This is a genomic window from Nocardia sp. NPDC050799, from assembly GCF_040654015.1.
GTDB lineage: Bacteria > Actinomycetota > Actinomycetes > Mycobacteriales > Mycobacteriaceae > Nocardia.
Genome location: NZ_JBFAHF010000024.1, coordinates 33582 through 60103 on the forward strand (window position 1 = coordinate 33582; position 26522 = coordinate 60103).

A 26522-nucleotide genomic window follows, 5' to 3' on the forward strand; every position below is an offset into this window, starting at 1 on the left:
CTGGTCACGACCGATGTGCCAGTCGCCGTAAAGTCAGAGAATGCCCGAACCGTCGGTGATAGTCAACACAGTGTCGACAAGTCGATATGGGCCGCACGGCCACAAATCGACGTAGCGTTGACTATGATCCACTGTGAGTCTAGTCTCAGGGTCTCGGCCTGCGAGCCGCCGCGCATCGACTGCGGGCGTGGATCCCGGCGGTCGGCATTCCGCATTTCAACCTTGCACTTGGCTTTAGGAGACGTGATGAGCACACTGACCAATCGACTCTATCGATTGCGGAGTCGACCAGAGGGAGAAGTAACAGCGGCGAATCTCGAGTGGACCGAAGAGCCGGTCACCGAGATTTCCGAAGGGCAGGCACTCATCCGCACGCACTATCTATCTGTGGACCCCACCAATCGAGTGTGGATGAGCGCAATGCGCTCCTACATACCCCCGGTCGAGCTCAACGCGGTTATGCGGGGAGCAGGGGTCGGGCAGGTAGTGGCCAGCATGCGCGAGGATCTCCCTGTCGGCGCTTTTGTTGTGGGATTGACGGGTTGGCAGGACTACTGCGTGGCCGATGCAGCGAGTGAGGACATGCCGTTCACAGTCCTACCTGATCCGTTGCCTGCCCCTCTCCCCGCATTCGTCGGAGTACTGGGCCACACCGGAATATCGGCTTTCCTCGGGGTCGAGTTCGGCGATCCGCGGCCGGGTGAGACGTTCTTCGTATCGGGGGCGGCGGGAGCAGTGGGGTCCGTCGCCGGTCAGCTCGCGAAGCGACGGGGAGCCCGAGTGGTCGGGATCGCAGGCGGTGCCGAGAAATGTCGGTACCTGGTAGAAGAGTTGGGCTTTGACGCCTGTGTCGATCGACATGCCGATGACTGGAAGGCGCAACTCGATCTCGCCACCCCCGAGGGAATCGACGTGGATTTCGAGAACGTGGGCGGAGAGATCATGGATCATGTACTCGATCGACTCAACATCGGTGCGCGCATCACGCTTTGCGGTCTTATATCTGAATACAATGATTACAATTCCGCCGACACCCCACGCGGTCTACGCAACCTCAGTCAGCTACTGATGCAGCGTGCCACCCTGCGAGGTTTCATCGTTTTCGATCATGTTGATCGGTACGGCGAGATCATCGGGCAGCTGTCACAGGATCTCCACGTCGGTGCCTTGCGTACCGAGGAGACCGTGGTCGACGGCCTGGAGAATGCGCGACACACTCTCAATCGTAGTCTCGCAGGCGAGAACAGGGGAAAGGTCGTGGTCAAAGTGCTCACCGACGCAAGCGAAACCATGGACGGAGTTTCTCGCTGAGGCCGTCTGCCCCAGCTTCCACTAGGCATTATCGATGCGCTCGTGGTCTCGGGGAGTGTCCCCACCTTATCCGTGAGCGCATCCGGAGCTGCAGCCTCTGAGCACCGACCCCGAATGGGTCTACGCGCTCAGACCGTGTCGTAGCGGGCCGTTCGGGTCCGGCGCGGTGAGGCCCTGGTGCCGCCGGGGCCGTGACACCTCACGATAGGTCGTGGGCACCTCGCCGGACCGCCGGCAACTTATCGCCCGATCGATGCCTCGATTGAATCAGCAGCCATGAACTCTCTCTACAGACAGTGCACGGTCGGGTATCGAGGCATTGCCGTCCGGGCCTGTACATCTCGTGCGCCGGAAGCCGCTGACGCAAGACCCCAGGCGAGGTGTCGGCCGGAAGTGGATCGACACGGTGTGTCGTTCCGGCTGGGCAGTTGTACTCAATTGATACCACGCGGTTCCAGCCCAGTCCTTCGAGCTCGAACACAGACGCGCACCGTGCGGGTGGGTTGGGATCGCTGACAGGGCGCGCCCGGTAGGATACCCGAGTCCGGCCACGCGGGCACGCACCCGATACACGGGCGACGCTCTCCGCCGCAGCGGCCGACGGCGCCGAAAGGACCGGCGCGTCATGGCCTATCAGGTGGATCTGCACGAATCCGCTCCGCACACTGTTCTCACCATCCGGCGAACGGTACGAAGCGACCGGGCGGGTGACGATATCCGGGACGGCATGACCGACCTCTATCGTCTCGTCCGAACCCTGGGCCTGCTGCCGGTCGGTCCACCCGCCACCACCTACCACGGCGATTTCCGGTCCGGCGCGGCCACCGAGGTCGAGCTGGTCCTTCCGGTCGAGTCCTCGGTGCCGGGCACCTCGGACGGCGAGTTCACCCTCCGCCGCACCGGACCCCGCTGCTACGCACGCACCTGCCATTACGGCGACTACGCGAGCATCGGCGCCGCCTACCGCGCGCTCGACGACTGGCTCCGGCACTCCGGTCTCCAGGCCACCGGACCACCCACCGAGATCTATCGGATCGCGCCGGACGAGGCCGTCACCCCCGCCGATCTGCTCACCGAGATACGTGTCCCGGTCACCTCCACCACGCTCGGCGTGCGGATAACCGCGTCCGTCACGGCGGTCGCCCGGACGGTCCGTACCGTACTGCGGGACAGCGGTTTCGAGATCGCGTACGAAATCGCCCTCCCTGCCGACCCGGACCGGGGGTCCGGCGCCGGGCCGGCCGAACACCTGCTTCTCGGCGCCTTCGACCCGGACCTCGCCGCGTACGCGGCCCGGGCCAACGGGCGGATCACCCCACTGCTGCCCTGCGATATCACCGTGCGCCACGCCGATTCGATCACTGTCGTCGAAACGACCGACCCACGACTGCTCGTGGAATGCAGTGGGCAACCCGCGCTGGGGCCGCCGGCCGAGCAGATCGGTGAACGTCTCATCGCGATACTCGCGGCCGTGGCACACGCGCACGGCTAGTGCGGCCCCTCGGAGCGACCTGCACAGAACGATGGGCCGGTCAAGTGCCGTTCGTCGTCGAATGCGAGGCCCATGCCGCCGCCCCGTGGGCTCTTCACTCCGTACGCTGAGGACAACTCATCCCCGAGAGAGGCGAGACCATGGTCAGGGTGTTCCTGGTCGACGACCACGAGATAGTACGGCGCGGGGTCGCCGACCTGATCGAGGCGGAGACCGACCTGGAGGTTGTCGGCGAAGCGGCCGATGTCTCCCAGGCACTGGCCCGGATCCCGGCGCTGCGGCCCGAGGTCGCCGTCCTCGACGTCCGCCTGCCGGATGGCAACGGTATCGAATTGTGCCGGGAACTGCTCTCGGCGAATACGGGCCTCCGGTGTCTGATGCTCACCTCCTTCACCGACGACCAGGCCATGCTCGACGCCATCCTGGCCGGCGCCAGCGGCTACGTCGTCAAGGACATCACCAGCCTGGAACTCGTGCGCGCCATTCGCGAGGTGGCGGCCGGCAAATCTCTGCTGGACAACCGGGCAGCGGCCGCGCTGATGGCGAAATTCCGGGCCGCCGCCGAAACCGCGACGGGTCCGCTCGCCGGACTGACCGAACAGGAACGCACCCTGCTCGCCCTGCTGGGCGAGGGGCTCACCAACCGGCAGATCGCCGGTCGGATGTTTTTGGCCGAGAAGACCGTCAAGAATTACGTCTCGCGGTTGCTCACCAAACTGGGTGTCGAACGCCGGACCCAGGCCGCGGTCCTCGCCACCAAGATGATCCCGCCCGACCACAGGTGACCCGTGAACCGACCATGACCAGGCCCGACGGTAGCGTCGGGCAACCGGCCGGTGGAAGAATATCGCGTATGGAACGCCAGGTGCCCGCGACGAGTGACCGGCCCCCGGTGACCGAGACGCTGTCCCAGCTGCGGCTGCACGAACTGCTGGACGAGGTGCAGGAACGTATCGCCCAGATCGTCGATGTTCGTGATCGGATGGACCGACTGATGGAGGCGATGCTCTCCATCACCGCGGGGCTCGATCTGGACGACACCCTCCGGTCGATCGTGCACACCGCCATCGAGTTGGTCGACGCCGGATACGGCGCACTCGGTGTCCGGGGCACTGATTCGACCAGTGACCAGTTGGCCGAATTCGTCTACGAGGGTATCGACGACGCCACCCGGTACCGGATCGGCGATCTGCCCCGCGGCCACGGGGTACTGGGGGTGCTGATCCAGCAACCCGAACCCATCCGCCTCACCAATATCTCCGAACACCCGGCGTCGGTCGGTTTCCCGGCACACCATCCGCCCATGCACAGTTTCCTCGGGGTGCCGGTGAAAGTGCGCGACGAGGTGTTCGGCAACCTCTACCTCACCGAGAAGATCGGGGCCGAGGAATTCACCGAGGACGACGAGGTCGTGGTGCAGGCCCTGGCGGCGGCGGCCGGGATCGCCATCGAGAACGCCCGCCTCTACGAGCAGTCCCGGCGGCGCCAGCACTGGCTGGAAGCCACCCGGGATGTGGCCACCGAACTGCTCGCGGGCGGCGAACCCCAGGACATCCTCGATCTGGTCACCGAGCGCGCACGCACCCTCACCGGCGCCGCGTGCACGTTCGTGGCACTGCCCGATGATCCTGATATCCCCGGTCACGAGGTGCGCGACCTGACCGTTGCCGCGGTATCCGGTGCGCAGGCCCACGAATTCCGCGGGCAACGCCTGCCCCTGCACGGTTCGCAATCGAGCAAGGCGTTCCGGCACGGGCAGACGATCGCCGTCGAGCAGCTGACCACCGATGTATTGCCCGGGATGTCCGGCGATTTCGGCCCGGCACTCGTGCTCCCGCTGCGCGCCGAGGACACCATCATCGGTGTCCTCGCCACCGTCCAGCCTCCCGGCGGCAATACCTTCGATCCCGCCGTCCGGGCCATGATGACGGTGATCGCCAACCAGGCCGCCCTGGCCCTACGGCTGGCGGAGACCCAGCGCCGGATGCGGGAACTGGATGTGGTCGCCGACCGCGACCGGATCGCCCGCGACCTGCACGACCACGTCATCCAGCGCCTTTTCGCCCTGGGCCTCGGCCTCCAGGGCACCCTGCAGCGCGCCCGCGGCGACGAAGTGCGCGCACGACTGGGCGAAACCATCGACGACCTGCAATCGATCATGCAGGAGATCCGGCACTCGATCTTCGATCTGCACAGCACCACGACCACCGAATCGGCCGGCTACCGCCGGCACCTGCACGGTATCGTCACCGAACTGACCGCCGAGACCGAGCTGCGCACAACGATCCGGCTCAGCGGGCCGGTCACCGTCCTCGCCCCGCCTCTCTCCGACGATATCGAGGCGGTCCTGCGCGAGGCGGTCAGCAATGTGGTGCGGCACGCCCGCGCCACCACACTGTCGGTCGAGCTGCGCGTAGGCGACGAGGTGACTCTCGAGGTGGCGGACGACGGCGTCGGCCTGTCACCCGAAATCCGGCGGCGTAGCGGGCTGGCCAACCTGCGGGTCCGCGCGGAGCGGGCCGGCGGGCACTGCACAGTGGGCCGCAAACCGACCGGCGGCACCGCGCTGTGCTGGAGCGCGCCGCTGCCCTGACCCCACAGGTCCGTCGAGCCCGGCCCGTGACCACTCGGCCGCGACGGGCCGAATCCTGATATCGGTTGCGCCCACGCCGATCACGCCGTCGGCTACCAGGCTCGGCGATCCGCTACCGAAGCGGGAGGCCCCGCCGACAGGGTCGGATGTCGTGTAACGGGAGGGACCACGGTTCCGGTGCCCCACGTACCGTCGACCGGCCCTGCCCGGCACCGCGGCCACGCCCCCACACTGGCGATATGACCGACAACGACGTCCCCGGCACCGTCTCCGCACCCGGCCGTGCCACCTTGTTCGACGCCCTGCGCGTAGCGGCACGCGCGCCGTCGGTGCACAACACGCAGCCCAGGCAGTGGGTGTATCGCGACGGACGGCTATACCGCTACCGCGACGACGAACGGCTGCTCACCTCGGCCGATCCCACTGGCCGCCAACTCGTGATCAGCATGCTGCACCACGCCCGCGCCGCCTTCGCGGCGGCCGGGTGGCGGACCGGAGTCACCGGGACAGCTCGGCCGGGTCTTCGGGGTTCTGCCCGAACCGCTGTGCCGGTTGCTGTCCGGCGCGGCGTCCCCGTCCACCGACGGGTCCCGGCGCCGGAAGCAGAGCCGGATCCAGGGGCACGCCGCGGACCTGAGCGCATCGGTCCGCGCGCTGGGTGAGGCCGTCGGCGTACTCGCCCGAGGTCTCGAACGCTGGCGCCTCCGGCCACGGTTCGACCCTCACCCATCTCGGTTCGACCCTGTTGTCCGTCTTCGCCCACGGCCACGGCAACGTGATCGTCGCATGCTGCGTCACGCCCGGCCGGCCGGCGCACCGGCACGGGCCGGTCGTCGTCGGCCTGGACAGTTCCCGGTGCAGTGCGGCCGCCGCGGCGGCCGCCTTCGCCGAGGCGGACGCGCGCGGTGCGGCCCTGATCGCGATCCGCAGCTGGCACGACCTGCGTGCCCACCGGTTCGCCGGGATGCCGGAAGTGATCGAGGATCCAACGATCGCGGAGGCGGCCGACGCCCAGCTCCGCACGTGGCTGGACTACTGGATGGAGAAGTATCCCGGTGTCCGGGTGACCCGCCGACGTCGATCAGTTCTCGCCGGAGTCCAGCGATTCCAGCGCCGCCCGCAGTTTCGCGGTGGCCTCCTCGGCTATCGGTTCCAGCGCTTGTTCCTCGGTGACCTGGACCATCACCTGCGGATTCATCGCCTCGACGACAACGGCGGTAGCGGAATCGAGATCGCGGCGCACCACCACATTGCAGGGCAGCAACAGGCCGATCCGGCGGTCGACGCCGACGGCTCGGTGGGCCAGCAGCGGATTGCACGCGCCGAGAATCAGGTAATCCTCCATCTTCTCGCCCAGTTTTGACTCGAGCGTGGCCCGCATATCGATTTCGGTGAGTACTCCGAAGCCTTGTTCGGCGAGGGCTGCACGGGTGCGCTGAACGGCTTCTTCGAAGCTGGTGTGCAGAGTAGTGGACAGACCGATTTCCATGTATCGGCCTCCTTTCAAGTGCTCTTCGGTGGTGAGGCCAGGGCGAGGAACAATTTCTCCGATCGGCCTCACCCACGTGTCGCGCGACCGAACGATGACGATCGGAATGTCCACGGCTTGCAGCAGACGGCCGGGTCGCCGCGGCCACGTCCAGCGGCGCGTCCGCGTGGATCACCGCGACCGGACATCGCGCGTGCCGGGTCACCGCGGTACTCACCGAGCCGACGAGCCCACGCTGGAAAGCTCCGAGCCCCCGGCTACCGACGACCAGCAGCCGGGCCGAACGCGGCCGCTCGACGAGGGCGGGCACGATGAGCTCGTCGATCGCCTCGGTGGTGATCGCGAGGCCGGGATCGGGCGTCGCGGCCCGGGCGACCTCCTCGGCCGCGGCAAGCACCTGACCGGCTTCGTCGTGCAACGCCCGCAGATCGTGCTCGGTCAGGGTGGCGTCGGGATCGAAACCGACCGCCAGAATCCACGAGTTCAGCAGGTGCAGCCCGCACCCGTGCATACTCGCCTTCGGCGGCGGCCCAGGCCACCGCCCGATTCGAACCGGGTGAACCGTCCACGGCCGCGACCACCGGCGGGGCGGCATGTTCTCCGGACCCCGGAGCGAAGTCGGTCATGGGCTGCCTTCCTGTGTGTCACCGGGAGACTGCTTCTCCGTTGCGTGTACGAACGAACGCCACTGCCGGTCCCAGGAGCAGCTTTTCCGGGCCGGGGCCGGCCCCTCTTCGATGCTTCCGCCCGTGAGCGCCGCGGACCAGAGAAGAATGTCACCGGATACATGGGCTCAATGCCCGGGTCGCGCGCGGGCGCTGACCGATTTTTGCTGCCGCACTCTCTGATTGCGAGACCGAAATGACCGGTCGGCGGACCGATCCACATAATTCAGTGATGGCCCAGCTCACGGATTTCTCCGTCAAACCCGTCCTCACCGGCGGGAAAGTTCTCCTACGGTCATTCGCCGACGCGGACCTCGACGGCCTCCGTGCGGCGCTGCGCGACCCGGAGGTCCGCCGGCTCACGGGTAGCGTCCACGACGAGAGGGAAGAGTTCGCGCCCGAGGACCCGGCCGAGGTCGCGGAGTTGCGCGACTGGTACGCGAGCCGGGCCGCGCAACGGGACCGGCTCGACCTAGCGGTCGTCGACAACACCGACGGCCGGTGTGTGGGAGAAGCGGTGCTGAACCAGTGGGATCCCGCCAACCACAGCTGCAATTTCCGCATTCTGCTCGGCCCCGCCGGACGGGGACGCGGGCTGGGCACCGAGGCCACGCGCCTGATCGTCGGCTACGGCTTCGAGTGGCTCGGCTTGCACCGGATCTCGCTGGAGGTCTACGCATTCAACCGCCGCGCGCACCATGTCTACGAGAAGGTGGGCTTCCGCGCCGAAGGCGTCCTCCGCCAAGCACTGCGCTATCGAGACGAGTGGATCGACGCCACCGTGATGTCGATCCTCGCGCCCGAATGGGCCGCCCACCAGGGCACAGACATCCATCGCATCGACGCGGAATCAGGAACCGCCGGCGGCGGGACATGATCCGGCCGGGCCCTCGGGCGTGGCGCGGACGTGCCGGCTCGTCCTACATCTGTTCCGGCCGCCAGGTGGAGACCGCCCAGATGACCACCAGATCGATCGCGATGACCACGATCGACCACCACGGGTAGTACGGGATCCACAGGAAGTTCGCGATGATCGACAGCCCGGCCAGCACCACCGCCGTGATCCGCGCCCACAGCGCGCCGGACATCAGGGCGACCGCCGCGATCACCAGCAGGATGCCCAGCACGAGGTGGATCCAGCCCCAGGTGGTGGTGTCGAACTGGAGAATGTAGTTCGGCCCGGTCACGAACAGCTCGTCGCCCGCGATCGCCGAGATACCCGCCAGAATCGACAGCACACCCACCGCGAGCAGCAGGACCGCGGCCGCGATCGAAGTCACCGCCGCCACGCCCTGCTTCACCGGAGAGCCTCCGGGTTCTGTCCTGTAGGTCGCCATATCCCGCCTCCCGAGAAGTGATCGGATCCCACCCAAGTCCACCCCGCCGCTCGACGCCTCACCCGTTACGTATGAATCCGGTCGGTCCCGCGTCGGTGCCGGTGCGCGGACCGGGGGTCCCTCCGAATCGCTCAGCCCCCTGACCCGATATTAATTAATTCGCATATCTACGTATCTACAGTTGAATTGCTCTTCCGGTCAAGGCGGTCTCCCCTTCGTCGGCTTGGGGACACTCCGGACCTCTACCGGCATTCGCGTGCGCACCGACGGCCCCGGGCGTACGGTCGAACCTGTGAGCAGCGGCGCCGTACCGGCGGCAGCGGTGGAGGGCTCGGGCCTGTGGGCACGAGTGTTCGCGGCGCTGTACGACCCGTTGCTCTGGTGGGGCGAGAGATCGGGGATGGCCGATCGGCGGCGCGATCTACTCGGCCGCGCGAGGGGGCGAACCGTCGAACTCGGCAGCGGTACCGGTCTCAACCTGCGGTACTACCCCGACGACCTCGACGAGCTGACCCTGACCGAGCCGGAAGCCGCGATGCGTACCCGGTTGGCGCGAAGGCTGGGCCGCGGTCGAGACCGGGCACGCGTCGTCGACGCCGCGGCGGAACGGCTGCCTTTCGCGGATGAAACCGTGGACACCGTCGTCTCGACGCTCGTGTTGTGCACTGTGGCGGACCCCGATCCGGTGTTACGGGAGATCGAGCGCGTATTGCGACCCCGGGGGCAGCTGTTGTTCCTCGAGCACGTGCGTGCCGAATCGCCGCGACTCGCCCGATGGCAAGACCGGCTCGCCGGCCCGTGGCGCCGGTTCGCGGAGGGCTGTCATTGCAATCGTGCGACCCTCGAGCTGATCCGGGCGCGCGGGCTGGAGCTCGGCGAGGTGCGGGAAACGTCGTGGCGGCGGATGCCCCCGATCGTTCGGCCGCTGATCATGGGGGTGGCCACCAAAGCGGTATCCGACCAGGGCCGACGCCCACTCGGCTAGCGCACGGTCTGCTGTTCGTACTGATGAGCCTCATGGCGCAGGACGGCCGCGCGCGCCCGGCCGGGCGCGATTTTCCGGGTATCCGATCGCTCATCGGCCTCCCGGCAGGCTTGCTTCGCCCATTCGTAGGCATAGAGCGCCCGGCGTAGCCATTGCGAAGGGCTGTCCTCGACGGAACCGTTCGGGTGCGGATCGTCCATAACGAGCGCTTCCATCGCGGCAGCGAATCCGTCGGGATCCACGGTGATTTGTGGATCATCCATTGTCGTCCCCTCTCATCACTGGGCTCACGAGCCGACCGGCAAGTAGATGCCACAGTCGGCGGCCGGCGATTACACACCGCGAACCGGGCTCGGCAAACGCACGTACCCGTATCCGTTCGCGATACCACATCAGCTTCCGCGATACGCATCACTGATGCACCGGTCGGACGGCCCCGGGTATACCTGTTTCTGTCGGCGCCCTGCCCTCTGCGCGCGAAACTGCCCGCGCGACCACCGGCATTACGGTCCACCGAGGGCCCCGGCTCCCGGCGGATACGATCAGGCGTCGGCGCGAACCGGTCGTCCGATGCCACTTCGATGCGATTCCCAGGCCGGCCGAGGCCGCGCGAGAGCCCCGAACGCCAGTTCAACCGTGGCAGAACACCGAGTGGCCCGATGAGGCGACCGGACGACGACCGATCCGATGCCCCGAATCCACCCGCCCGGCACTACCCCGGAACGGACGGATCACGAATTACATTGCCGCGCATTATTATTGCTCACATTCCTTGTTCGGATTCCGCACCGAGCTGCCTATGATTCAGGCGGCCGGAGTGCCTCTGGTCCATGTATTACGCCCTCGCCTGTTCCGAGGGTCGGAAAGGTGAGCAGAAAATGATGGGAAACAGCCTGGTCAAGGCGACGGGCATGGTCGCCTTCGGCACCCTGCCCCTGGCCGCGACAATTGTTCTCGCGGGTCCGTCGGCCGCTGAAGCCGCAACCGACCGAGCCACACCCGTGGCCGGTATTCCGCTGCAGAAGAGCGAGGATATCGCTACCAACCCGCATGCACTGATTCCCGATCCGGTGCTGAACGGCTCGTCCGCGGGGGGATCGGTCGGTTCCGCCGTGGGATCGGCCACCGGGTCCGGTGCCGGCTCACTCCTCGGCTCCGTGATCGGCGCCCTCGTCGGCTATTTCCACCCCGACGTGATCCCGCAGGTTCTACCCTGACCGTGGTCCAGGCAGGCCGGCCACGGGGATGCGACGGATGGTCGGCCCGAGCGCAACGAAGTCGGTGCCGGGCCTGGTGAGCCCGGAAGATCCGACCTTCGGCCCGACCTACCGGCTGCCCCGCCAGGCCACGGATCCCGCGCCGCCGACGGTGGAACCGGGTGCCGCGGTGAGCAGCCTGCTCACCTATCTGCCGGGCGGTCCGGACGGCTGGGTCCCGGTCACGCTCGTCGTCACCCCGCCGGATACCACCACCCGGCTGCGGGCGTCGTGGCCGGCGGACGTGAGTGTGCAACGCCAAGGTGGCGTCACCCACCCGGGCACCTTCATCGGCCCGCTACAACCCGCCTGATCACCCGCTCGACCGCCGCGCCGGCACCGATCGGCGCGGCGGTACTCGTCGCGGGGACAGCAGGCTTCGACCTCCGAGCGAGAGCCGGGCGTTTCGACCACAGCATCCGAGAGAGCTCATCCACCGACCCGCCCCGCATGTCCGGCTACATCCTGGCAACCGCCGCGTAGGGTCGGGCCATGGCGACTGTCGCTCAGCACATGATCACGGCATTACAGGTCAGCGGCGTCCGCCGGGTCTACGGGTTGCCCGGTGACAGTCTGAACGGATTCACCGACGCGATACGGCGATCCGACGGCATCACCTGGGAGCATGTGCGGCACGAGGAGGCCGCCGCGTTCGCGGCGACCGCGGAGGCGGCGCTGACGGGCCGCCTCGCCGTATGCGCCGGAAGCTGCGGGCCGGGCAACCTTCATCTGATCAACGGACTCTACGACGCCCAGCGCACGCGGGTACCGGTGCTGGCCGTCGCCGCGCACATCCCGATCGGCGAAATCGGATCCGGATACTTCCAGGAAACTCATCCCGAGGAGTTGTTCCGCGAGTGCAGTGTGTACTGCGAGCTCATCAGCAGCCCGCGGTCGGCGCCGCGGGTCGTGGAGATGGCGATGCGGGCGGCAGTCGAGGAGAACGGTGTCGCCGTCGTCGTGATACCCGGTGAGGTCTTCCAAAGCCGCCTGTCCGGCGACCGGTGGAGCAGCCGGCCGGTAGTGCCGTCGCGGTCGGTGCTGCGGCCGGACGACCCCACCCTGCGCCGCGCCGCGGACATCCTGAATGCCGGGTCGCGGGTGACGATTCTCGGCGGCGCCGGTACCGCCGGCGCGCACGCCCAGGTCATGGCGTTGGCCGACAGGCTGAACTCGCCGATCGTGCACGCGTTCCGCGGCAAGGAACACCTGGAGTACGACAACCCGTACGACGTGGGGATGACCGGACTGCTCGGGTACGCCTCGGGGTACAAGGCGATCAAGGAAGCCGATGTGCTGCTGATGCTGGGTACCGACTTCCCGTACACGCAGTTCTATCCCGAGGACGCCGCGGTCGTCCAGGTCGATATCCGCGGCAGCCACCTCGGCCGCCGCACCCCGGTCGACCTGGGTATGGTCGGCAGCGTGCGGGATACGATCGACGCACTGTTGCCGCGGGTGGAGCAGAAGACCAACCGAGCACATCTGGACAGGTCGCTGCGGCATTATCGGCGCACCCGCGAATCGCTGGACGCGCTGGCGGTCAATGATCGCGACCGCACGCCCATCCGGCCGGAATACGTCGCCGGAGCGGTGAATCGACTGGCCGCCGGCGACGCGGTGTTCACCTTCGACGTCGGATCGCCGACGATCTGGGCGGCACGCTATCTGACCATGAACGGCCGGCGACGGTTGACCGGCTCGTTCACCCACGGGACGATGGCCTGCGCCCTGCCGCACGCGATCGGTGCGCAGACGGCCCACCGGGGACGCCAGGTGATCGCCCTCGCCGGAGACGGCGGACTCACCATGTTGTTCGGCGAGCTGATCACGTTGCTGCAGAACGACCTACCGGTGAAGGTGATCGTGTTCAACAACTCGTCGCTGAACTTCGTGGAATTGGAGATGAAGGCGGCCGGGGTGGTGAACTTCGGCACCGACCTGTCGAACCCCGACTTCGGCGCCGCCGCCCGGGCCATGGGGATCTGGGGGCGCCGGGTCGAAGAGCCCGCCGACCTGGAGCCGGCCCTCGCGGAGGCGCTCGCGCACGAGGGACCCGCACTCGTCGACGTCGTCGTGGCACGGCAGGAACTGACGATTCCGCCGGCCATCTCGGCAGAACAGGCCAAAGGGTTCACCATCTATGCCATCCGCACCATCCTCGCCGGCCGCGCCGACGAGCTGCTCGACCTGGTCACCACCAACGTCGCCCGGCGCATTCTGGACTAACCACGCCGCGAGAGACCTCCCGCCGGTGACCGATCCGCCGTTCGGCATCGTCGAGACGGAGGCCTACTTCGCATCTCCGTAGCATTCCACCACTGCCGTGGTGAAGGGGAACCGCACCGGTGTCGGCCCGAAAGCCAGCCGGCCCGCGGTATCGGCCGCGGTGGTGATCATTTCGGCGACCTGCGACGCCTCCTCCGCCGGACAGTGCACGATCACCTCGTCGTGCTGGAAGAACACCAGCTCGGCACGGAGCCCGGCACGAAATATCGCATGACGCAGACCCGCCAGGACCAAGAGGGCCCAATCGGCGCCGCTGCCCTGCACGACGAAGTTACGCGTGAAGCGGCCCCGGGCGCGCGCCGCCGAGGTGCTGCGGTACTCACCGGAGTTCTCCCGGGACAGTTCCTCCTGGTCCGGTGGCACGACCGATACCGGCGGGCACGTCCGCCCCAGCCAGGTGCGGACCAGACGGCCCTCCTCACCGGCTCGCGCCGCATCGTCGACATAGGCCACCGCGGCCGGATATCGCCGGCGCAGACCGGCCAGGTGGGTCAGGGCATCGCCGGAGGTCTGGCCGTAGATGGCGCCCAGCAGGGCGAGTTTGGCTTGCGCGCGGTCGCCGCCGAAGCCCCGGGCGGCGAGATCCGCGTACAGATCCGCATCCCGGCCGGCCACCTCCATCAACCCCGGATCGCGCGAGACGGCGGCCAGTATCCGCGGCTCCATCTGGTCGGCGTCGGCCACGACCAGTGTCCAGCCCGGGTCGGCACGGATCGCCCGGCGGACCACTTTCGGGATCTGCAAGGCGCCACCACCATTGGTGGTCCAACGGCCGGTCACCGTGCCACCGGGCAGATATTCGGGACGGAATCGGCCGCCGTGTACCCACTGTTCGAGCCAGGACCAGCCGTGGGCGGTATACAAGCGGTACAGCGATTTATAGGCCAGCAGGGGCACCACCGCGGGATGGTCGATGCGCTGGATCTCCCATTTACGCGTGGAGGACAACAGAATTCCGGCGCGGGAGAATGCCCTGATGATGTCGTTGGGCAGGTCCGGACGGACCCGCACTCCCGCTCCGAAGGCCCGCGACACTTCCTCGGCCAGCTCCGCCAGCCGGCGTGGTTCCGCCCCGCCCGGAAACCGCTCCCCCAGCAGCGTGTCCAGCAATTCGCGGTGCACGTCCGCGCGCCACGGGATGCCCGACCGCGACATCTCCGCGGCGACCAGCATGCCCGCCGATTCGGCGGCGAGCAGCAACCGCATGCGTTCGGAATGCGCGGTGGCCGCGGTCCGGGCGAGCTGACCCGCGTAGACCTCCACCAAGGCAGTGAATTCGTCGGTGCCGGACGGCAGCGGAACCGGGCCCGACTCGAACAACGACGGCTGGCTCTCGGCGGCGCGCGCCGGGGCGTCCGGCGGAACGGGCAGGTGGTGCAGCCGGGCCCACGCGGCCGCCAGTGAACGGGGTTGACCCGACTGCCCCTCCTCGTACCCGATCAGCAGCGCCTCCGCGGCCTCCACGTCGTAGCAGCGCTCGACCCGCACACCGGCCGCCGACAAGGATCGATGGATCTCGGCGGTGGACCGCCACACCCACCGCTCGACGTCGGGGCGTGACCGCACCGCCGCGGCGAGCGAAGGCTCGTGGACCACCGCGGCGGCGGGCCGGCCGGCCGGATCGAGTGGACACAGATACGCGCCCCCGTCACCCGACTCCGCCACCGCCCACCGCACATCCCCGAGTCTGGCACCAGGGTCCGACATCCACGGCGACGGTCCCTCGTGTCGCATGACGGTCCACCGGCGCGCCGACCGAAGCCGGTCAGCACATGCTTCGGTACCACGACACACGCCACGGAACCCCGCGGTGCCGGCATCCTACGAAGACCGGATCGGCACCGCGCTGTCCGGAGTCCTCCTCATCCCAGAGGAAGTTCGACACGACCGGCCCGGATACCGGCGGCCAGGTGGGCGTAACCTTCGCGGGCCTGGCCGAGGTGAAACCACGACGTGCGACGGAGACGCCGATCCGCTCACGGCTCCTGCGGACTCCCGGATCCACGCGACGGGCCGCGGCATCTCCCCGGAGGTGCCTGCGACTCCGCAGCACAGGCCCCGACCCGGCGCCCTCCCGGTCCCGGGAACGGGCCCGGGGGCTCGAACCATCGGTGTTCAGGCAGCACTACCTGATCGGTTACTGCGGCCGGCGCCGGCGATCTCGTGGTGCCGGATCTGCCGCAGTCGGTACGTCACCAGCTCGTCGACCCGAACGGCCTCGGCAACGTTGCCGGCCTCGTCGCTCACGTAGGCCGTGCCCGCCAGCAGGGCGAGGAGCAGACCGGTCGTCCACGCCACCCATCCCGCGCCCTCGGCGGCGAACCCGCCCACCCAGGGCGAGATGAACAGCATCAGCCCGATCACCGAGAGGGTCCAGTGATCCTTCGTAGGATTTCGGGCGAGTAGGGACCACATCGCGTAGATGACGGTCAGCGCACCCAGCCCGAGTGTGAGACCGGCCGCCGCCGCGGTCGTATCGATCCATACCGGGGTCGCCGCGGTCGCCAGCCCCAGCGCCATCGCACCCCATCCGACGATCGAGTTCCTGTCCGGTTTCCTCATGTCATACCTCCTAATCGCTACGATACACGTAGCGTAGCGACATCGGTTGGCATGATGGGCGCGTTGTGAGGTACCGAACACAGAGGCAAAGGAGACCCGATGGCCGAGGCGCCGGCACCCCGTGACGAACGGATCACCACCGCGACATTGGAATTGCTACGCGCCAAAGGGCCGAAAGCAGTCACCGTCGAGGCGGTCGCCGCGCTGTCGGGGGTGGCGAAGACGACGATCTACCGCCGATACAGCAATCGCGGCGAAATGCTCACCTCTTCGCTGAGTTCGATCGCCGAGCCGGAGTCACCCCCGGATTCCGCGACCTTGCCGGCAGTGCTGCGCTGGGTTGTCGAACAATCCCTGCACGTCGTCGACGCGAGTATCGGACCAGGAGGTGTGGCCGCACTGCTCACCGACGACGATCCGGAATTCACCACCGTGATCCGCACGCTGCTCGTACAGCATCGCCATCGACTGTCCGAGGCGCTGAGCCGAGCGCTCGCGGCGAAGGCACCGCGATCGGACCTCGATGTCGAAACCATCCTGGACATGATCGTCGGCGCCTATCTCGCGGAGATCGCGCGCAGCGGCAGCGTCCGGGACGACTGGAGTGAGCGGGTGCTGTCCGTGCTCACCGCCGGCGCTGTTCCGCTGGACTGAATTCCTGTGGCCTCCGCCACAGCCGGGTTCCTAGCCTCGACTCATCCGAGGAAGGGATCCGGGAAATTGCAGCCGCTCGCCTGTCACACCTGTGCCGCTCGTGTGCCCGTCGCGAAGTACAGCCCCGCTCACACGAGCATTCAATGGACCGCCGAGGCCTCGCGCACATGCCGGGAAATGGCCGCCCCGACAGGGGCCGGCCGTGGCGGCTACCTGCTGCGCTGCGCATCCCTCGACCGCACGGTCGACGACGCGGTGGCCCGCGGCGACATCGCGACGACCACGCGGTCCGAGCCGGCTGTCGCGCCCCTTGCCGCCGGGAACGACCGGCGCACGCTTCGGTGACCACAGTTCACGTCCAATCCGGATCCACCCACACATCACTGGAGAATTCATGACCACCGCACAAGAGCGGATCGAGATCCGCACCATCGATACCGGAACGAACCCGGCGCGTTTCGCGCGCGGCTGGCACTGCCTCGGCCTGGCGAAGGATTTCCGGGACGGCAAGCCGCACCAGATCGAAGTCTTCGGTACCGAAGTCGTGGTATTCGCCGACTCCACCGGCGAGCTCCATGTGCTCGACGCCTACTGCAGGCATATGGGCGGCAACCTGGCGCGCGGTGAGATCAAGGGCGATACCATCGCCTGCCCGTTCCACGACTGGCGCTGGAACGGCAAGGGCCGGTGCGAATCGGTCCCCTACGCTCGTCGCACGCCCAAGGTCGCCCGCACGCGCACCTGGACCACAATGGAGCGCAACGGCATTCTGCTGGTCTGGCATTGCCCGCAGGGTTCCGCACCGCCCGCCGAGCAGGCGATCCCGGAGATCGAGGGATACGAGGACGGGCTGTGGAGCGACTGGACCTGGACAACGATCCGGGTCGAGGGGTCGCACTGCCGCGAGATCGTCGACAATGTCGTCGACATGGCGCATTTCTTCTATGTGCACTACCAGATGCCGGAGTACTTCAAGAACGTCTTCGACGGTCACATCGCCGGACAGCATATGCGCTCCTACGGTCGTGACGACATCAAAACCGGTGTGCAGATGGACCTCCCGGAAGCACAGACCATTTCGGACGCGTTCTACTACGGTCCCTCCTTCATGCTCGACACGATCTACACCGTCGCCGAGGGCACCACCGTCGAGTCCAAGCTCATCAACTGTCACTACCCGGTCGGCTCGAACTCGTTCGTCCTCCAGTTCGGCACGATCGTCAAGAAGATCGACGGATGACCCCGGAGCAGACCGCGGAGATGGCCACGCTGTTCACCGATGGGCTCGAAGAGCAGTTCAAGCAGGACATCGAGATCTGGAAACACAAGACACGCATCGAGAATCCGCTGCTCACCGAAGAGGACGGCCCCGTATACCAGCTTCGCCGGTGGTACAGCCAGTTCTATGTCGACCTCGAAGACGTCACTCCGGAGATGACGCAACGCTTCGAGTTCGAGGTCGACACCGGCCGCGCGCTCGAATCGTGGCACAAGGAAGTGGCGGGGAACCTGTCAGCTTCCGGCGAGTGACGTCGCCGTCCGCTCCGCCCCGACAGGGGTGGAGCGGAGACGCATCCCCTCGACGAATACCGCGATCACGGTGCGGGCGAGGCCGGACAGGGAGTGCTGCGCATCCGGCCGGAACCAGCGGGAGGCGTGCCAGACCGCGTCGTAGAGAAGTTCCCGGAATGCCTCGGGATCGATATCGCCGCGCAGCGCGCCGGCCTCCACTCCCTCCCTGATGGCTTCACGCCAGGCGACCTGCATGATGTCGGCGGTCGCCGACATATCGGCCTCCACCACCCGTTCCCGCATGTATTCGCTTTCGCGGCGCCAGATCGCCGTGGCGCCGTGGTATTGCTCGCTGGTCGCCAGCGCGACCTCGGTGAGCGCCTCGAGACGTTCGATCGGCGGCAGATCCCGCGCCAGCACAGCCTTGCAGCGCGCCGCCAGGTCCTCGATGTACTCGCGGATGAGTTCGGTGACGATCGCTTCCTTGGACGGGAAGTAGTGATAGAGCGCGCCCGAGTACACCCCCACCGCATCGCCGATCTCACGGATGGTCGTCGCGGAAATCCCCTTGCGGGCGAAGATCTCGGCCGAGCGGTCGAGAATCAGCTTTCTGCGTTCCTGCGGGTCCACGGTCATCCCCTGTCGGATTCGGGCGCCACTTGCCTGATCGGCCGATTCTGTCACACTCCATTGATCAAACGGTCAATGGGTCCCGAGGTTCTCTCCAGGGGTGGTCATGCGGGCGGGCACTCGTTCGCTGAGCACCGATCACACCGCGCGGCGCACCGAGTCGCACTCGTCGTGGTCTCGCCAGATCGCATGCGCCGCCGACCGGACCGAGATCGCCAGAGATACGAAGTCCATACTGCCGACCGGGCCGGTCACCGAGACGGCCCCCACACAGGTCCGGCTGTTGCCGATCGGGGCGGCCACACAGGCGACGCCCGCGACGCATTCCTCGCGTTCGTAGGCCACGCGCTGCTGACGGATGCGGGCGATCTCATGGCGCGGTAGCGCCTGTGTTCCCCTGGATGCCGGAGACGCGGTCGCCGCATATGCGGCGACCCGATCCACGGCGGCATGGGCGATAAGCGCCTTGCCCAGCGCGGTGCGCCCGGCCGGCTGCCGTCCGCCTATACGCGAGGGGAGGACGATCCGCCCGAAGCCGACCTTGTCGAGGTAGCGCACGTCGGTGCCGTCGAGAACGGCCAGATGGACGATCAGTCCGCTCGTCTCGTGGAGTTCGTGCAGGATTGGATGCGCAGCCCGGTGCAGGCGGTCGTGCTGCTGCGCGAGGGCGCCCCACTCGAATATTTGGCGACTCAGCCCGTACATCCGGCCGCGCCTGCTCACCCACCCCAACTCGACGAGCCGGGAGAGCATCCGGTGCGCGGAAGAGCGCGGCAGGCCGGTCCGGCCGGACAGCTGGGACAGCGTGAGTTCGGCGCCGTCGCGGAACTCGTCGAGCAGAGTCGCGACCCGGTCGATGACGGCCGGGGAGAAATCGTCGCTGTTCTTCATTGAACCTCCATCGGGGCGCAGGCCGCGTCGCGGCCGCAAGCCATCGATCAAGCGATCAATCAATGGCCGAGGTGACGATAACAGGGGTGTGCCGTAGGTCGAAAGACTCGGCGTCAGCGGTCTCGATCCCACGATCGCAGCAGCCGAGACGACAGGGCCGCCTCAGAGGGAGAGCCGCGATATCACCACGTCGGCGGCCGCGGTGAGGTCGCGCACGGCGCCCGCCGGAGTCCGCCCCGCCGGGCCGGCCAGCGAGAGCGCGGCGGCCTCCTGCCGCCCGGCCTCGAAGGCGAGCGCGACGCAACGCACCCGTTCCCCCGCACGGCCTGGCACGACACGGTCCCGGATCGTGAACCCACACCCGTCATGCAGCGCCAACAGAGCGGCACCCTCGACGGTCCCCAGCGCCGGACGGCGCTGCCCGACGCGGGTACACAGCGCCGAAGCCGCCCATCGGCCACCGATCACTTCGAGAAACAGCAGGTCGTCACCGTTGAGAACAGTCAGCTGAACGGCCATTCCGGTGCGTTTGCGCAACTGGTACATCGTCGGGGCGGCGGCCTGGTACATCCGGTCGTGCCGACGCGCCTCGGAGCCGAGCTCCACCAGCTTCGGACCGAGGCGATAGGCGGTGCCGTTCCGGCGCAGCCAGCCGACCTCCACGAGCTGCGACAGCAACCGATGGGCAGACGACCGGGGAAAGCCCGCGCGCTCGGCCAGCTCGGTGAGCGTCAGGGTCTCGCATTCGCGGAAAGGTTCGAGCAACAGAAGGACCCGCCCCATAACGGTCTGGGATCGGTCGTCTACAGCGGTCACGGGCAACTCCGGCAGCGAGATGGCATATTCATTGATTGATCAAACAATCAATGAAAATGATACCGGCGCGGCGACGGGGCCTCCAGAAGACCTTTCACCCAGAGGGAGGCAACAACGCGGAAGAGCACCGCGACAGTCGTCGCGGTGCTCTTCCGGTCCGGGCCGGTGGGCCGTGCGCGGTTCAGCCGACCGTCGGGATGAACGCTTTCAACGGCTCGGCGCCCGACTGATCATGACCCCAGTACGCGTCCGCGGTGATCTCCTCGGACGTGTAGTAGCGCTCGTCCACGAGCATGCCGTCGGTACCGAACTCGAGATCCCATCCGCCAGGGGCGCGGACGTAGAACGAGATCATCTTGTCGTTCGTGTGCCTGCCCAGCGTGGAGGAGATCGAGAACTTCTGCCGGTTCACCCGATCCAGTGCCCGGCCGACCGCGTCGAGAGTGTCGACCTCGGTCATCAGGTGCACCAGCCCCGGTTCGGACGTCGGCGGGGCCGGGCACAGCGCGAGGCTGTGATGGCGCCGATTGATACCGAGGAACCGCACCCGGCTCAGCCCCTCGTCGTCCAACCGGATCGAACCCCGGGGCAGGAAACCCAGTACCCGGGTGTAGAAGTCGTACGATTCGGCGAACTTCGCGGAGGGCAGCACCACATGGCCCAGGCCGTGCTCCCCGGTCACCCATCGTCCGGCGAACGGAGTCACCAGCGGGCTGTGGTCGAGGACCGGGCCGAAGAACACCTCGAGGCGCGTCCCGGCCGGATCGCCGAACGCGATGGCCTGCTCCACGTCCAGATACGCGCATTCCTTCCGTGACAGCACCTCGACGGTGTGTCCGGACTCTTCCACGGCTTCGCGCACCCGCTGGAGCGCGAACTCGTCGCGCACTTCCCAGCCCACGGCCAGTGCCCTGTCGGATTCGCCGGGCAGGACGGCGATGCGGGCGCGGCGTTCGTCGATGCGGGCGTACAGCCCATCCCGGTCGGGACCGGAGCCGACGGCCATGCCGAGGCCGTCGATGAGCAGCTCGCGCCAGCGCGCGACGTCCTGGCTCTGGACCCGGAGATACCCGAGACCGCGGAGTTCTGTTCTGGGGGGTTCGGTCATTGTTTCGTCCTCGAAAAGTAAAGGGGTGTCAGATCATTGCGCGGTACGGACCCTGCGGGTCACCACCCAGCTGCGCGAGTGCCGCCGCGTGGTAGGTCGTGCCCGGTACATGAATGGCATGGGTGAGGCCGACATGGGCATCGCGCCAGAACCGCTGCATCGGCGTCTTCAGATGCACCGCCGCACCACCGGCCCGGGCGAAGACCTCGTCCATCGCCCGCACCGCGCGCCACGCCGCGGAGATCTGGGTGCGCCGGCCGATCGCGCGTTCCTCGAACCCGATTTCCGCGCCGCGCTCGGTCTTGTCCCAGAACCGGTCGACCGTCTCGAGCAGGGCGAGGCGGGCCGCGGAGATCTCCGACGCCGCCTCGCTGACGGCGAACAAGACATAGGGATCTTCTTTGATGGGCACGCCGGTGACCTGGACGCGCTCCCGCTGCGCCGCGATGTAGCAGGCGAGCGCGCCCTCGGTCATCCCGATCAGCGCCGAGGTGATACCCAGCGGGAAGAGGCACGAGAACGGGAACCGGTACAGCGTCTCGTCGCGGCCCGCGTGCCGCCAGCCGTTACCGCTGAGCACGATATCGGCGTCGATCGTGCGATGCTCCGGAAGGAAGGCATCCTCCACGATCAAATCCTTCGAACCGGTGCCACGCAGGCCGAGCACATTCCAGCTGTCGTGGTCGATCCGGTAGTCCGAGCGCGGCAGCACCACGTGCAGTACCGCGCCGGTGCGGTTGCCGTCCGTGTCGCCGACGGCGGCGCCGATCATGATCCAGCCGCAGTGATCGGTGCCCGAGGAGAACGACCAGCGGCCGTTGAGGATATATCCACCCTCGACCGGGACCGCGATGCCCATCGGCGCGTACGGCGAGCCATCCACATATCGTTGTCCACACCCCAGATCTCCTCCTGCGCCCGGGGATCGAAGAAGGCCAGTTCCCACGGGTGCACACCGACGATGCCCGCTACCCAGCCCGCGGCGCCGTCGAGGGCGCCGAGGGCCATGACGGCTTCGGCGGCCTCGCGGGGATGACCTTCCGCACCGCCGTACTCCTTCGGCTGGAACATACGCACGATGCCCGAGTCACGCAGATGTCTCGCGGTCGCGTCGGGCAGCCGCATCAACGCCTCGCCTTCCGCGGCTCCGGCGCGGATCTCCTCCGCGTGCGCCATGATGCTGTCCAATACCTGGCCCATATACGACTCTCCTGGGAAGCGGCCCGCCGAGGGCCGGGAAAACCGGTGTTCCGCAGCGGAACCGGTCGGGGACGAACTGTTCGGCCCGCGCGGCACGCGGGGCTCGATCTGACAAACATGGCAGCGACGAGGTGACGGCACACCCGGGTTTCCGTTGAGCGGAAGGCTCGAGGTCCGCCGCTGACGATGTCGGTAGACAGGAGACCGGGCCGCCTACACAGGTGCCCGGAGGCTCGGAGAGGACCGATATGACCGACACCGCAGATCTGGTGGCCGCCCTGCTCGACCGGGTGCGGGCCCTCGAGGACAAAGCCGCTGTCCACGAGGTGCTCACCGCCTACGGCCCCGCCGTCGACGCCGGTGACGCCGACGCTGTCGGCCGGTTGTGGGCCGAGGACGCCGTATACGACATCGACATCCGGGTGATGGAAGGACGCGACGCGATCACCGAGATGGTGCGCACCGCGCCGCATCAGGACTACATCCACGAAGGCTGCGGGCACCTGCTCGATCCCGTACACATCCGGGTCGACGGCGACACCGCGGTGGCGACCTGTCATTCGCTGCTGCTGCGCCGCGACGCCGGGCAGGATTCGTTCCGGGTGTGGCGGGTCACCGCCAACCGCTTCGAACTCGTCCGCACCGACGGCACGTGGCTGATTCGGCGCCGCACCGCGCGACTGCTGGACGGCAGTGCCGCTGCGCGGGACCTGCTGGGCCGCGCCGGCCGTTGAGCCGGCCGCCGGGCAGCGGTACAGCAGATTCTCGAGGACGCGCTGAAGGCGATGGCCGACATGGGAGCCGCGAACATCGGCACCGGCGGGCTCGGCGTCGGGGTTCGCCGCCCGGGCGCCGGCCCGGGCGGCGGTGGGTCAGTGCAGGTTGCCTTCGTGGACTGCGCGGTCGAACGGCGTCAGCGGCGAGCCGGTGCGCAGAGTCGTCGCCAGCGCCGGATCGGCGAGATGCATGCGCCCGATCGCGATCAGGTCGAACTCACCGGTCTCGAGGCGGCGCTCCGCCTCGCCGATATTGTCGACCACTTCCGCGGTGCCCTCGATCCGGCTGTCGCGCAGCGGCTTTCCGAGGCCGACGCTGCCCACCGCCATGGCGTGCGCGCCCGTGAGTTCCTTGGCCCATCCGGCCAGCGACAGGTCACTGCCCTCGAACGCCGGTAGATCGAAGCGCCGGATGCTGGCATCGAAGACGTCCACCCCGGCATCGGCGAGCGATCCCAGGATCACCTGCAGTTCGTCGGGCGTCTCGGCGATGCGTGCGGTGTAGTCCTGCTGTTTGTGCTGGGAGAAGCGGAAGAAGATGGGCAGCTCGTCGCCGACGGCGCCGCGGACGGCCTCGACCACCCGGACGGGAAACCGGCTGCGCGCCGATGGATCACCGCCCCACCGGTCGGCACGGATGTTGGTGTCGGGCCAGAGGAACGAATCCAGCAGATAGCCGTGGCCACCGTGCAGTGCGATACCGTCGAAGCCGAGTTCGGCCGCGTTGACCGCGGCGGCCGCGAAGGCCGCGACGACCTCGGCGATATCGTCCTCGGTCATCGGCCGGGTGAGCCGGGCGGCACGCGCGACATAGTCGTCGGGATAGGACGTGATGCCCACGGTCCCCCACCGTCCGGACGGCCGCATCGGCGTGATCGCCGGGTCGACCGCACCCATCGCGCCCCAGAGTGGTCCGACGTGCCAGAGCTGTGGAACGATCCGGCCGCCTGCCGCGTGCACCTCGTCGACCACGGTCCGCCACCCGGCCAGCGCGGCCTCGCCGTACATCCGGGGCACCCGCGGGTTGTCGACCGCGGCGGGGTGTTCGATAGCGACGCCCTCGGTGATGATCAGGCCGGTTCCGCCGGCGGCACGACGCCGGTAGTACCGGGCGACCTCGGGGCCGGGTATGCCGGCGGGCGAGGCCGAACGGGTCATCGCGGACATGACGATCCGGTTCGGCAGTGCCAGGGAGCGGATGGTCAGCGGCCGGAACAGGGCGGCATGGTGATCGGTCATCGTATGTCACAGGGCTTTCATGAAGCGGAAGAAGTCCGGCGGGGCGTCGACCCGCAGGCGGGTGAGCTTGCGGTAGCCGATCAGCCACCGCCCTGCCACCTTGCGGTATTCCTCGTGGTAGTGGCCGTATCCGTGCAGGTGCAGTTCCGCGTCGCCGTCGGACCACCAGAGCAGGTCTTCCATCGCCCAGACACCGCGGGCGGTGGTGGCCGAGGTCAGCTCGATCTCCGGGGTGTGCCCGTGATGCACCGTGGTCACCGGCACCGGGCCGTCGAGCAGGGCACGGATCGTATCGGCCAGGACCTGGTTGCCGACCACGCGGTTCGTGGTGCCGCCGCTGCGGGGTTGTTTATCGCCGGGGAGGCCGCCCCAGGTCTCACTGATCACGTCCTCGGTGTGCAGTCCGGCGTACCTGTGCCACTGCTTGGTGTCCATATACCGCAGACGGGCCGCGAAGACGCGTTTGATCTCTTCTGTCGCCAGCACGGCCGCAGCGGCCGAGAGGCCGGGCGGAAGATGATTCGACGTAGGTTCCGACATGGCTGAGCACACCTTTCTAGGCGCTGAGCAGATCTGCGCGCGGATCGATTCCGAACTTGCCCCGGAAGAAGATCATCGGACCTTTCCGGGCGACGGTTTCCAGCTCCAGCACCCGGCCGATCACCACATCGTGATCTCCGGCCCGGTGCACCTCGGACACCTCGGCGTGCACCCGCATGAGCACACCGGGCAACGATGGAGTCGACCACTTCGAGGTCTCGCAGTCGAGTCCGTCGAACTTGCGCCCGTCGCGCGAGCCGAACCGCGCGCACAGGTCGGCCTGCTCCTCGTTGAGCACATTGACGGTGAAAAATCCGGACGTGCGGATGCGCGGCCAGGAACGGCCCCGGTGATCGGCACAGAAGAGGATGAGCGGCGGGTCGAGCGAGACCGACGCGAACGATTGGCAGGCGAACCCGACCGGGCCCTGTTCGTCGCTCCCCGTCACCACGGTCACCCCGCTGGCGAATTGGCTCAATGCGCTGCGCATCGCGGCCGGCGACACCGACTCCATGGTCATCCGAGCTACCTCCGTTTCCGTTGTGCGGTCGCAAGCTCCGACTGCGTCGACGCTGCGAGCGTATGGCCGGCCGGGGCCGGACCCCACCCTCCTCTCGCTCAGTGGAAGCCTTTGCCGGACGAGGAGCATCCGCTTTCTCGCTCATCGGAAGCGGTGCTGTGGGGGGCACGCCCGCCGCCTGGCACCTCCGCCTCATGAGCACCGACCCGGGCGACAAGCGCAGCCGCGGAGCATTCCGGCCGCACGGCGTCCGCGGCCAGCGCTCGCCGACGCCGACGCGCCCTACCGGGCGCGGATCGAGCGCGAACTCCGCGAACTGGCGTGCGGCACAGCGACCGGCTCTCGGTCACGCACTGGCTCGAAAGCATTCAGGGCCTGCCCACCGCCGCGCACCTGGCCGCCCTGATCGCGACACATCGGGATCACCCGGTCTACCTGTGCGGCCCGCAGCCGTTCATGGACGCCGTCCACGATGCGGCCGCCCGTGCGCGTATACCCCGCAACCGGGTACACGCCGAGACCTTCACCTCACTGTCTGGTGATCCCTTCGCCGAGGTCACGCTTTCCGAGGCCGCCGAGGATGCCGCCGACGCGGCGACCGTCTCGGTCGGCCTCGACGGGGTGGAGCACGAGCTCCGCTGGCCGCGGTTCACTACG

General features: G+C 67.8%; 25 protein-coding genes and 4 pseudogenes. 15 read left to right on the top strand and 14 right to left on the bottom strand.

Annotation, left to right across the window (positions count from 1 at the left end; translation table 11 throughout):
* Positions 1-246 precede the first annotated feature (246 nt).
* The 5 genes from AB0H42_RS23405 to AB0H42_RS23425 all read left to right on the top strand — a co-directional run bounded on the left by AB0H42_RS23405 (position 247) and on the right by AB0H42_RS23425 (position 6058).
* Positions 247-1311, top strand: coding sequence for an NADP-dependent oxidoreductase (locus AB0H42_RS23405; protein WP_357059118.1), 1065 nt, complete (start codon positions 247-249; stop codon positions 1309-1311).
* Positions 1312-1936: 625 nt separating this feature from the next.
* Positions 1937-2803 carry a GyrI-like domain-containing protein gene (locus AB0H42_RS23410; protein ID WP_357059121.1) on the top strand — a complete coding sequence of 289 codons (867 nt, stop codon included), beginning with the start codon at positions 1937-1939 and terminating at the stop codon, positions 2801-2803.
* A gap of 140 nt (positions 2804-2943) precedes the next feature.
* Complete coding sequence (locus tag AB0H42_RS23415) at positions 2944-3588, top strand: response regulator transcription factor (RefSeq protein ID WP_357059124.1); 645 nt, start codon at positions 2944-2946, stop codon at positions 3586-3588.
* Positions 3589-3656: 68 nt separating this feature from the next.
* Positions 3657-5396 carry a GAF domain-containing sensor histidine kinase gene (locus AB0H42_RS23420; RefSeq protein WP_357059127.1) on the top strand — a complete coding sequence of 580 codons (1740 nt, stop codon included), beginning with the start codon at positions 3657-3659 and terminating at the stop codon, positions 5394-5396.
* A 239-nt stretch (positions 5397-5635) separates the two neighbouring features.
* Positions 5636-6058 carry a hypothetical protein gene (locus tag AB0H42_RS23425; protein WP_357059130.1) on the top strand — a complete coding sequence of 141 codons (423 nt, stop codon included), beginning with the start codon at positions 5636-5638 and terminating at the stop codon, positions 6056-6058.
* Between the two features lie 419 nt (positions 6059-6477).
* On the opposite strand, the gene AB0H42_RS23430 is transcribed toward AB0H42_RS23425, so the two are convergent.
* Both AB0H42_RS23430 and AB0H42_RS23435 read right to left on the bottom strand, forming a co-directional pair.
* Entirely contained in the window at positions 6478-6885 is a 408-nt protein-coding gene (locus tag AB0H42_RS23430; RefSeq protein ID WP_357059133.1) for a DUF302 domain-containing protein, read from the bottom strand.
* Positions 6886-7063: 178 nt separating this feature from the next.
* Positions 7064-7480 (bottom strand): annotated as a pseudogene (locus AB0H42_RS23435) (universal stress protein); the annotation flags it as partial.
* Positions 7481-7782: 302 nt separating this feature from the next.
* Between AB0H42_RS23435 and AB0H42_RS23440 the strand changes: the two are divergent.
* Complete coding sequence (locus AB0H42_RS23440; RefSeq protein ID WP_357059136.1) at positions 7783-8427, top strand: GNAT family protein; 645 nt, start codon at positions 7783-7785, stop codon at positions 8425-8427.
* A 43-nt stretch (positions 8428-8470) separates the two neighbouring features.
* Here the strand turns inward: AB0H42_RS23440 and AB0H42_RS23445 are convergent, their stop codons facing one another.
* The gene (locus AB0H42_RS23445) at positions 8471-8887 is read right to left on the bottom strand and encodes a hypothetical protein (RefSeq protein ID WP_357059139.1); all 417 of its coding nucleotides are present in this window, start codon (positions 8885-8887) and stop codon (positions 8471-8473) included.
* 292 nt (positions 8888-9179) lie between these two features.
* Between AB0H42_RS23445 and AB0H42_RS23450 the strand changes: the two genes are divergently transcribed.
* Positions 9180-9872 carry a class I SAM-dependent methyltransferase gene (locus AB0H42_RS23450; protein WP_357059142.1) on the top strand — a complete coding sequence of 231 codons (693 nt, stop codon included), beginning with the start codon at positions 9180-9182 and terminating at the stop codon, positions 9870-9872.
* On the opposite strand, the gene AB0H42_RS23455 is transcribed toward AB0H42_RS23450, so the two are convergent.
* The gene (locus AB0H42_RS23455) at positions 9869-10135 is read right to left on the bottom strand and encodes a hypothetical protein (RefSeq protein WP_357059145.1); all 267 of its coding nucleotides are present in this window, start codon (positions 10133-10135) and stop codon (positions 9869-9871) included. The two genes, AB0H42_RS23450 and AB0H42_RS23455, sit on opposite strands and share 4 nt — an antisense overlap.
* Before the next feature lie 567 nt (positions 10136-10702).
* On the opposite strand from AB0H42_RS23455, the gene AB0H42_RS23460 reads away from it, so the two are divergent.
* The 3 genes from AB0H42_RS23460 to poxB all read left to right on the top strand — a co-directional run bounded on the left by AB0H42_RS23460 (position 10703) and on the right by poxB (position 13357).
* Complete coding sequence (locus AB0H42_RS23460; protein WP_357059148.1) at positions 10703-11089, top strand: glycine zipper domain-containing protein; 387 nt, start codon at positions 10703-10705, stop codon at positions 11087-11089.
* Positions 11090-11126: 37 nt separating this feature from the next.
* Positions 11127-11441, top strand: coding sequence for a hypothetical protein (locus AB0H42_RS23465; protein ID WP_357059151.1), 315 nt, complete (start codon positions 11127-11129; stop codon positions 11439-11441).
* 179 nt (positions 11442-11620) lie between these two features.
* On the top strand, positions 11621-13357 hold the full coding sequence (gene poxB / locus AB0H42_RS23470; protein ID WP_357059154.1) for a ubiquinone-dependent pyruvate dehydrogenase: 1737 nt from the start codon (positions 11621-11623) through the stop codon (positions 13355-13357).
* Positions 13358-13420: 63 nt separating this feature from the next.
* On the opposite strand, the gene AB0H42_RS23475 is transcribed toward poxB, so the two are convergent.
* Positions 13421-15124 carry a bifunctional 3'-5' exonuclease/DNA polymerase gene (locus AB0H42_RS23475; RefSeq protein ID WP_357059156.1) on the bottom strand — a complete coding sequence of 568 codons (1704 nt, stop codon included), beginning with the start codon at positions 15122-15124 and terminating at the stop codon, positions 13421-13423.
* 408 nt (positions 15125-15532) lie between these two features.
* A complete protein-coding gene (locus tag AB0H42_RS23480; protein WP_357059159.1) occupies positions 15533-15979 on the bottom strand; it encodes an SPW repeat protein in 447 nt (148 codons plus the stop codon).
* A 99-nt stretch (positions 15980-16078) separates the two neighbouring features.
* Here AB0H42_RS23480 and AB0H42_RS23485 point away from each other — a divergent pair, with 99 nt between their 5' ends.
* The 3 genes and pseudogenes from AB0H42_RS23485 to AB0H42_RS23495 all read left to right on the top strand — a co-directional run bounded on the left by AB0H42_RS23485 (position 16079) and on the right by AB0H42_RS23495 (position 18163).
* Positions 16079-16633, top strand: coding sequence for a TetR/AcrR family transcriptional regulator (locus tag AB0H42_RS23485; RefSeq protein ID WP_357059162.1), 555 nt, complete (start codon positions 16079-16081; stop codon positions 16631-16633).
* A gap of 177 nt (positions 16634-16810) precedes the next feature.
* Complete coding sequence (locus tag AB0H42_RS23490; RefSeq protein ID WP_357059165.1) at positions 16811-16978, top strand: hypothetical protein; 168 nt, start codon at positions 16811-16813, stop codon at positions 16976-16978.
* 49 nt (positions 16979-17027) lie between these two features.
* Positions 17028-18163: pseudogene (locus AB0H42_RS23495) on the top strand (Rieske 2Fe-2S domain-containing protein).
* Here AB0H42_RS23495 and AB0H42_RS23500 read toward each other — a convergent pair.
* From AB0H42_RS23500 to AB0H42_RS23520, 5 genes and pseudogenes are all read right to left on the bottom strand, one after another.
* Entirely contained in the window at positions 18146-18775 is a 630-nt protein-coding gene (locus tag AB0H42_RS23500; RefSeq protein ID WP_357059306.1) for a TetR/AcrR family transcriptional regulator, read from the bottom strand. The pseudogene AB0H42_RS23495 and the gene AB0H42_RS23500 sit on opposite strands and share 18 nt — an antisense overlap.
* Positions 18776-18913: 138 nt before the next feature.
* Positions 18914-19666, bottom strand: a complete 753-nt coding sequence (locus AB0H42_RS23505; protein WP_357059167.1) for an IclR family transcriptional regulator — start codon at positions 19664-19666, stop codon at positions 18914-18916.
* A 162-nt stretch (positions 19667-19828) separates the two neighbouring features.
* Positions 19829-20482: a helix-turn-helix domain-containing protein gene (locus AB0H42_RS23510; RefSeq protein WP_357059170.1), complete on the bottom strand. Its 654-nt coding sequence runs from the start codon at positions 20480-20482 to the stop codon at positions 19829-19831.
* Positions 20483-20663: 181 nt separating this feature from the next.
* The gene (bphC, locus tag AB0H42_RS23515; RefSeq protein ID WP_357059173.1) at positions 20664-21590 is read right to left on the bottom strand and encodes a biphenyl-2,3-diol 1,2-dioxygenase; all 927 of its coding nucleotides are present in this window, start codon (positions 21588-21590) and stop codon (positions 20664-20666) included.
* A gap of 28 nt (positions 21591-21618) precedes the next feature.
* Positions 21619-22790: pseudogene (locus AB0H42_RS23520) on the bottom strand (acyl-CoA dehydrogenase family protein).
* Between the two features lie 248 nt (positions 22791-23038).
* Between AB0H42_RS23520 and AB0H42_RS23525 the strand changes: the two are divergent.
* Positions 23039-23524 carry a nuclear transport factor 2 family protein gene (locus tag AB0H42_RS23525; RefSeq protein ID WP_357059175.1) on the top strand — a complete coding sequence of 162 codons (486 nt, stop codon included), beginning with the start codon at positions 23039-23041 and terminating at the stop codon, positions 23522-23524.
* A gap of 138 nt (positions 23525-23662) precedes the next feature.
* Here AB0H42_RS23525 and AB0H42_RS23530 read toward each other — a convergent pair whose 3' ends face one another.
* The 3 genes from AB0H42_RS23530 to AB0H42_RS23540 are packed head-to-tail and all read right to left on the bottom strand — an operon-like array spanning position 23663 to position 25865.
* The gene (locus tag AB0H42_RS23530) at positions 23663-24805 is read right to left on the bottom strand and encodes a 12-oxophytodienoate reductase (protein ID WP_357059177.1); all 1143 of its coding nucleotides are present in this window, start codon (positions 24803-24805) and stop codon (positions 23663-23665) included.
* A 6-nt stretch (positions 24806-24811) separates the two neighbouring features.
* The gene (locus AB0H42_RS23535) at positions 24812-25345 is read right to left on the bottom strand and encodes a nuclear transport factor 2 family protein (protein ID WP_357059180.1); all 534 of its coding nucleotides are present in this window, start codon (positions 25343-25345) and stop codon (positions 24812-24814) included.
* Positions 25346-25361: 16 nt separating this feature from the next.
* Positions 25362-25865, bottom strand: coding sequence for a flavin reductase family protein (locus tag AB0H42_RS23540; RefSeq protein WP_357059183.1), 504 nt, complete (start codon positions 25863-25865; stop codon positions 25362-25364).
* Positions 25866-26189: 324 nt separating this feature from the next.
* Between AB0H42_RS23540 and AB0H42_RS23545 the strand changes: the two are divergent.
* Positions 26190-26513 (top strand): annotated as a pseudogene (locus tag AB0H42_RS23545) (3-ketosteroid-9-alpha-hydroxylase); the annotation flags it as partial.
* Positions 26514-26522: the final 9 nt, after the last annotated feature.

Excerpts from the sequence above, each read along its gene's own strand:
- AB0H42_RS23405 (WP_357059118.1), top strand. The coding sequence starts at position 247 with ATGAGCACACTGACCAATCGACTCTATCGATTGCGGAGTCGACCAGAG.
- AB0H42_RS23410 (WP_357059121.1), top strand. The coding sequence starts at position 1,937 with ATGGCCTATCAGGTGGATCTGCACGAATCCGCTCCGCACACTGTTCTC.
- AB0H42_RS23415 (WP_357059124.1), top strand. The coding sequence starts at position 2,944 with ATGGTCAGGGTGTTCCTGGTCGACGACCACGAGATAGTACGGCGCGGG.
- AB0H42_RS23420 (WP_357059127.1), top strand. The coding sequence starts at position 3,657 with ATGGAACGCCAGGTGCCCGCGACGAGTGACCGGCCCCCGGTGACCGAG.
- AB0H42_RS23425 (WP_357059130.1), top strand. The coding sequence starts at position 5,636 with ATGACCGACAACGACGTCCCCGGCACCGTCTCCGCACCCGGCCGTGCC.
- AB0H42_RS23430 (WP_357059133.1), bottom strand. The coding sequence starts at position 6,885 with ATGGAAATCGGTCTGTCCACTACTCTGCACACCAGCTTCGAAGAAGCC.
- AB0H42_RS23440 (WP_357059136.1), top strand. The coding sequence starts at position 7,783 with ATGGCCCAGCTCACGGATTTCTCCGTCAAACCCGTCCTCACCGGCGGG.
- AB0H42_RS23445 (WP_357059139.1), bottom strand. The coding sequence starts at position 8,887 with ATGGCGACCTACAGGACAGAACCCGGAGGCTCTCCGGTGAAGCAGGGC.
- AB0H42_RS23455 (WP_357059145.1), bottom strand. The coding sequence starts at position 10,135 with ATGGATGATCCACAAATCACCGTGGATCCCGACGGATTCGCTGCCGCG.
- AB0H42_RS23460 (WP_357059148.1), top strand. The coding sequence starts at position 10,703 with ATGTATTACGCCCTCGCCTGTTCCGAGGGTCGGAAAGGTGAGCAGAAA.
- AB0H42_RS23465 (WP_357059151.1), top strand. The coding sequence starts at position 11,127 with ATGGTCGGCCCGAGCGCAACGAAGTCGGTGCCGGGCCTGGTGAGCCCG.
- poxB (WP_357059154.1), top strand. The coding sequence starts at position 11,621 with ATGGCGACTGTCGCTCAGCACATGATCACGGCATTACAGGTCAGCGGC.
- AB0H42_RS23475 (WP_357059156.1), bottom strand. The coding sequence starts at position 15,124 with ATGTCGGACCCTGGTGCCAGACTCGGGGATGTGCGGTGGGCGGTGGCG.
- AB0H42_RS23480 (WP_357059159.1), bottom strand. The coding sequence starts at position 15,979 with ATGAGGAAACCGGACAGGAACTCGATCGTCGGATGGGGTGCGATGGCG.
- AB0H42_RS23485 (WP_357059162.1), top strand. The coding sequence starts at position 16,079 with ATGGCCGAGGCGCCGGCACCCCGTGACGAACGGATCACCACCGCGACA.
- AB0H42_RS23490 (WP_357059165.1), top strand. The coding sequence starts at position 16,811 with ATGGCCGCCCCGACAGGGGCCGGCCGTGGCGGCTACCTGCTGCGCTGC.
- AB0H42_RS23505 (WP_357059167.1), bottom strand. The coding sequence starts at position 19,666 with ATGAAGAACAGCGACGATTTCTCCCCGGCCGTCATCGACCGGGTCGCG.
- bphC (WP_357059173.1), bottom strand. The coding sequence starts at position 21,590 with ATGACCGAACCCCCCAGAACAGAACTCCGCGGTCTCGGGTATCTCCGG.
- AB0H42_RS23525 (WP_357059175.1), top strand. The coding sequence starts at position 23,039 with ATGACCGACACCGCAGATCTGGTGGCCGCCCTGCTCGACCGGGTGCGG.
- AB0H42_RS23530 (WP_357059177.1), bottom strand. The coding sequence starts at position 24,805 with ATGACCGATCACCATGCCGCCCTGTTCCGGCCGCTGACCATCCGCTCC.
- AB0H42_RS23535 (WP_357059180.1), bottom strand. The coding sequence starts at position 25,345 with ATGTCGGAACCTACGTCGAATCATCTTCCGCCCGGCCTCTCGGCCGCT.
- AB0H42_RS23540 (WP_357059183.1), bottom strand. The coding sequence starts at position 25,865 with ATGACCATGGAGTCGGTGTCGCCGGCCGCGATGCGCAGCGCATTGAGC.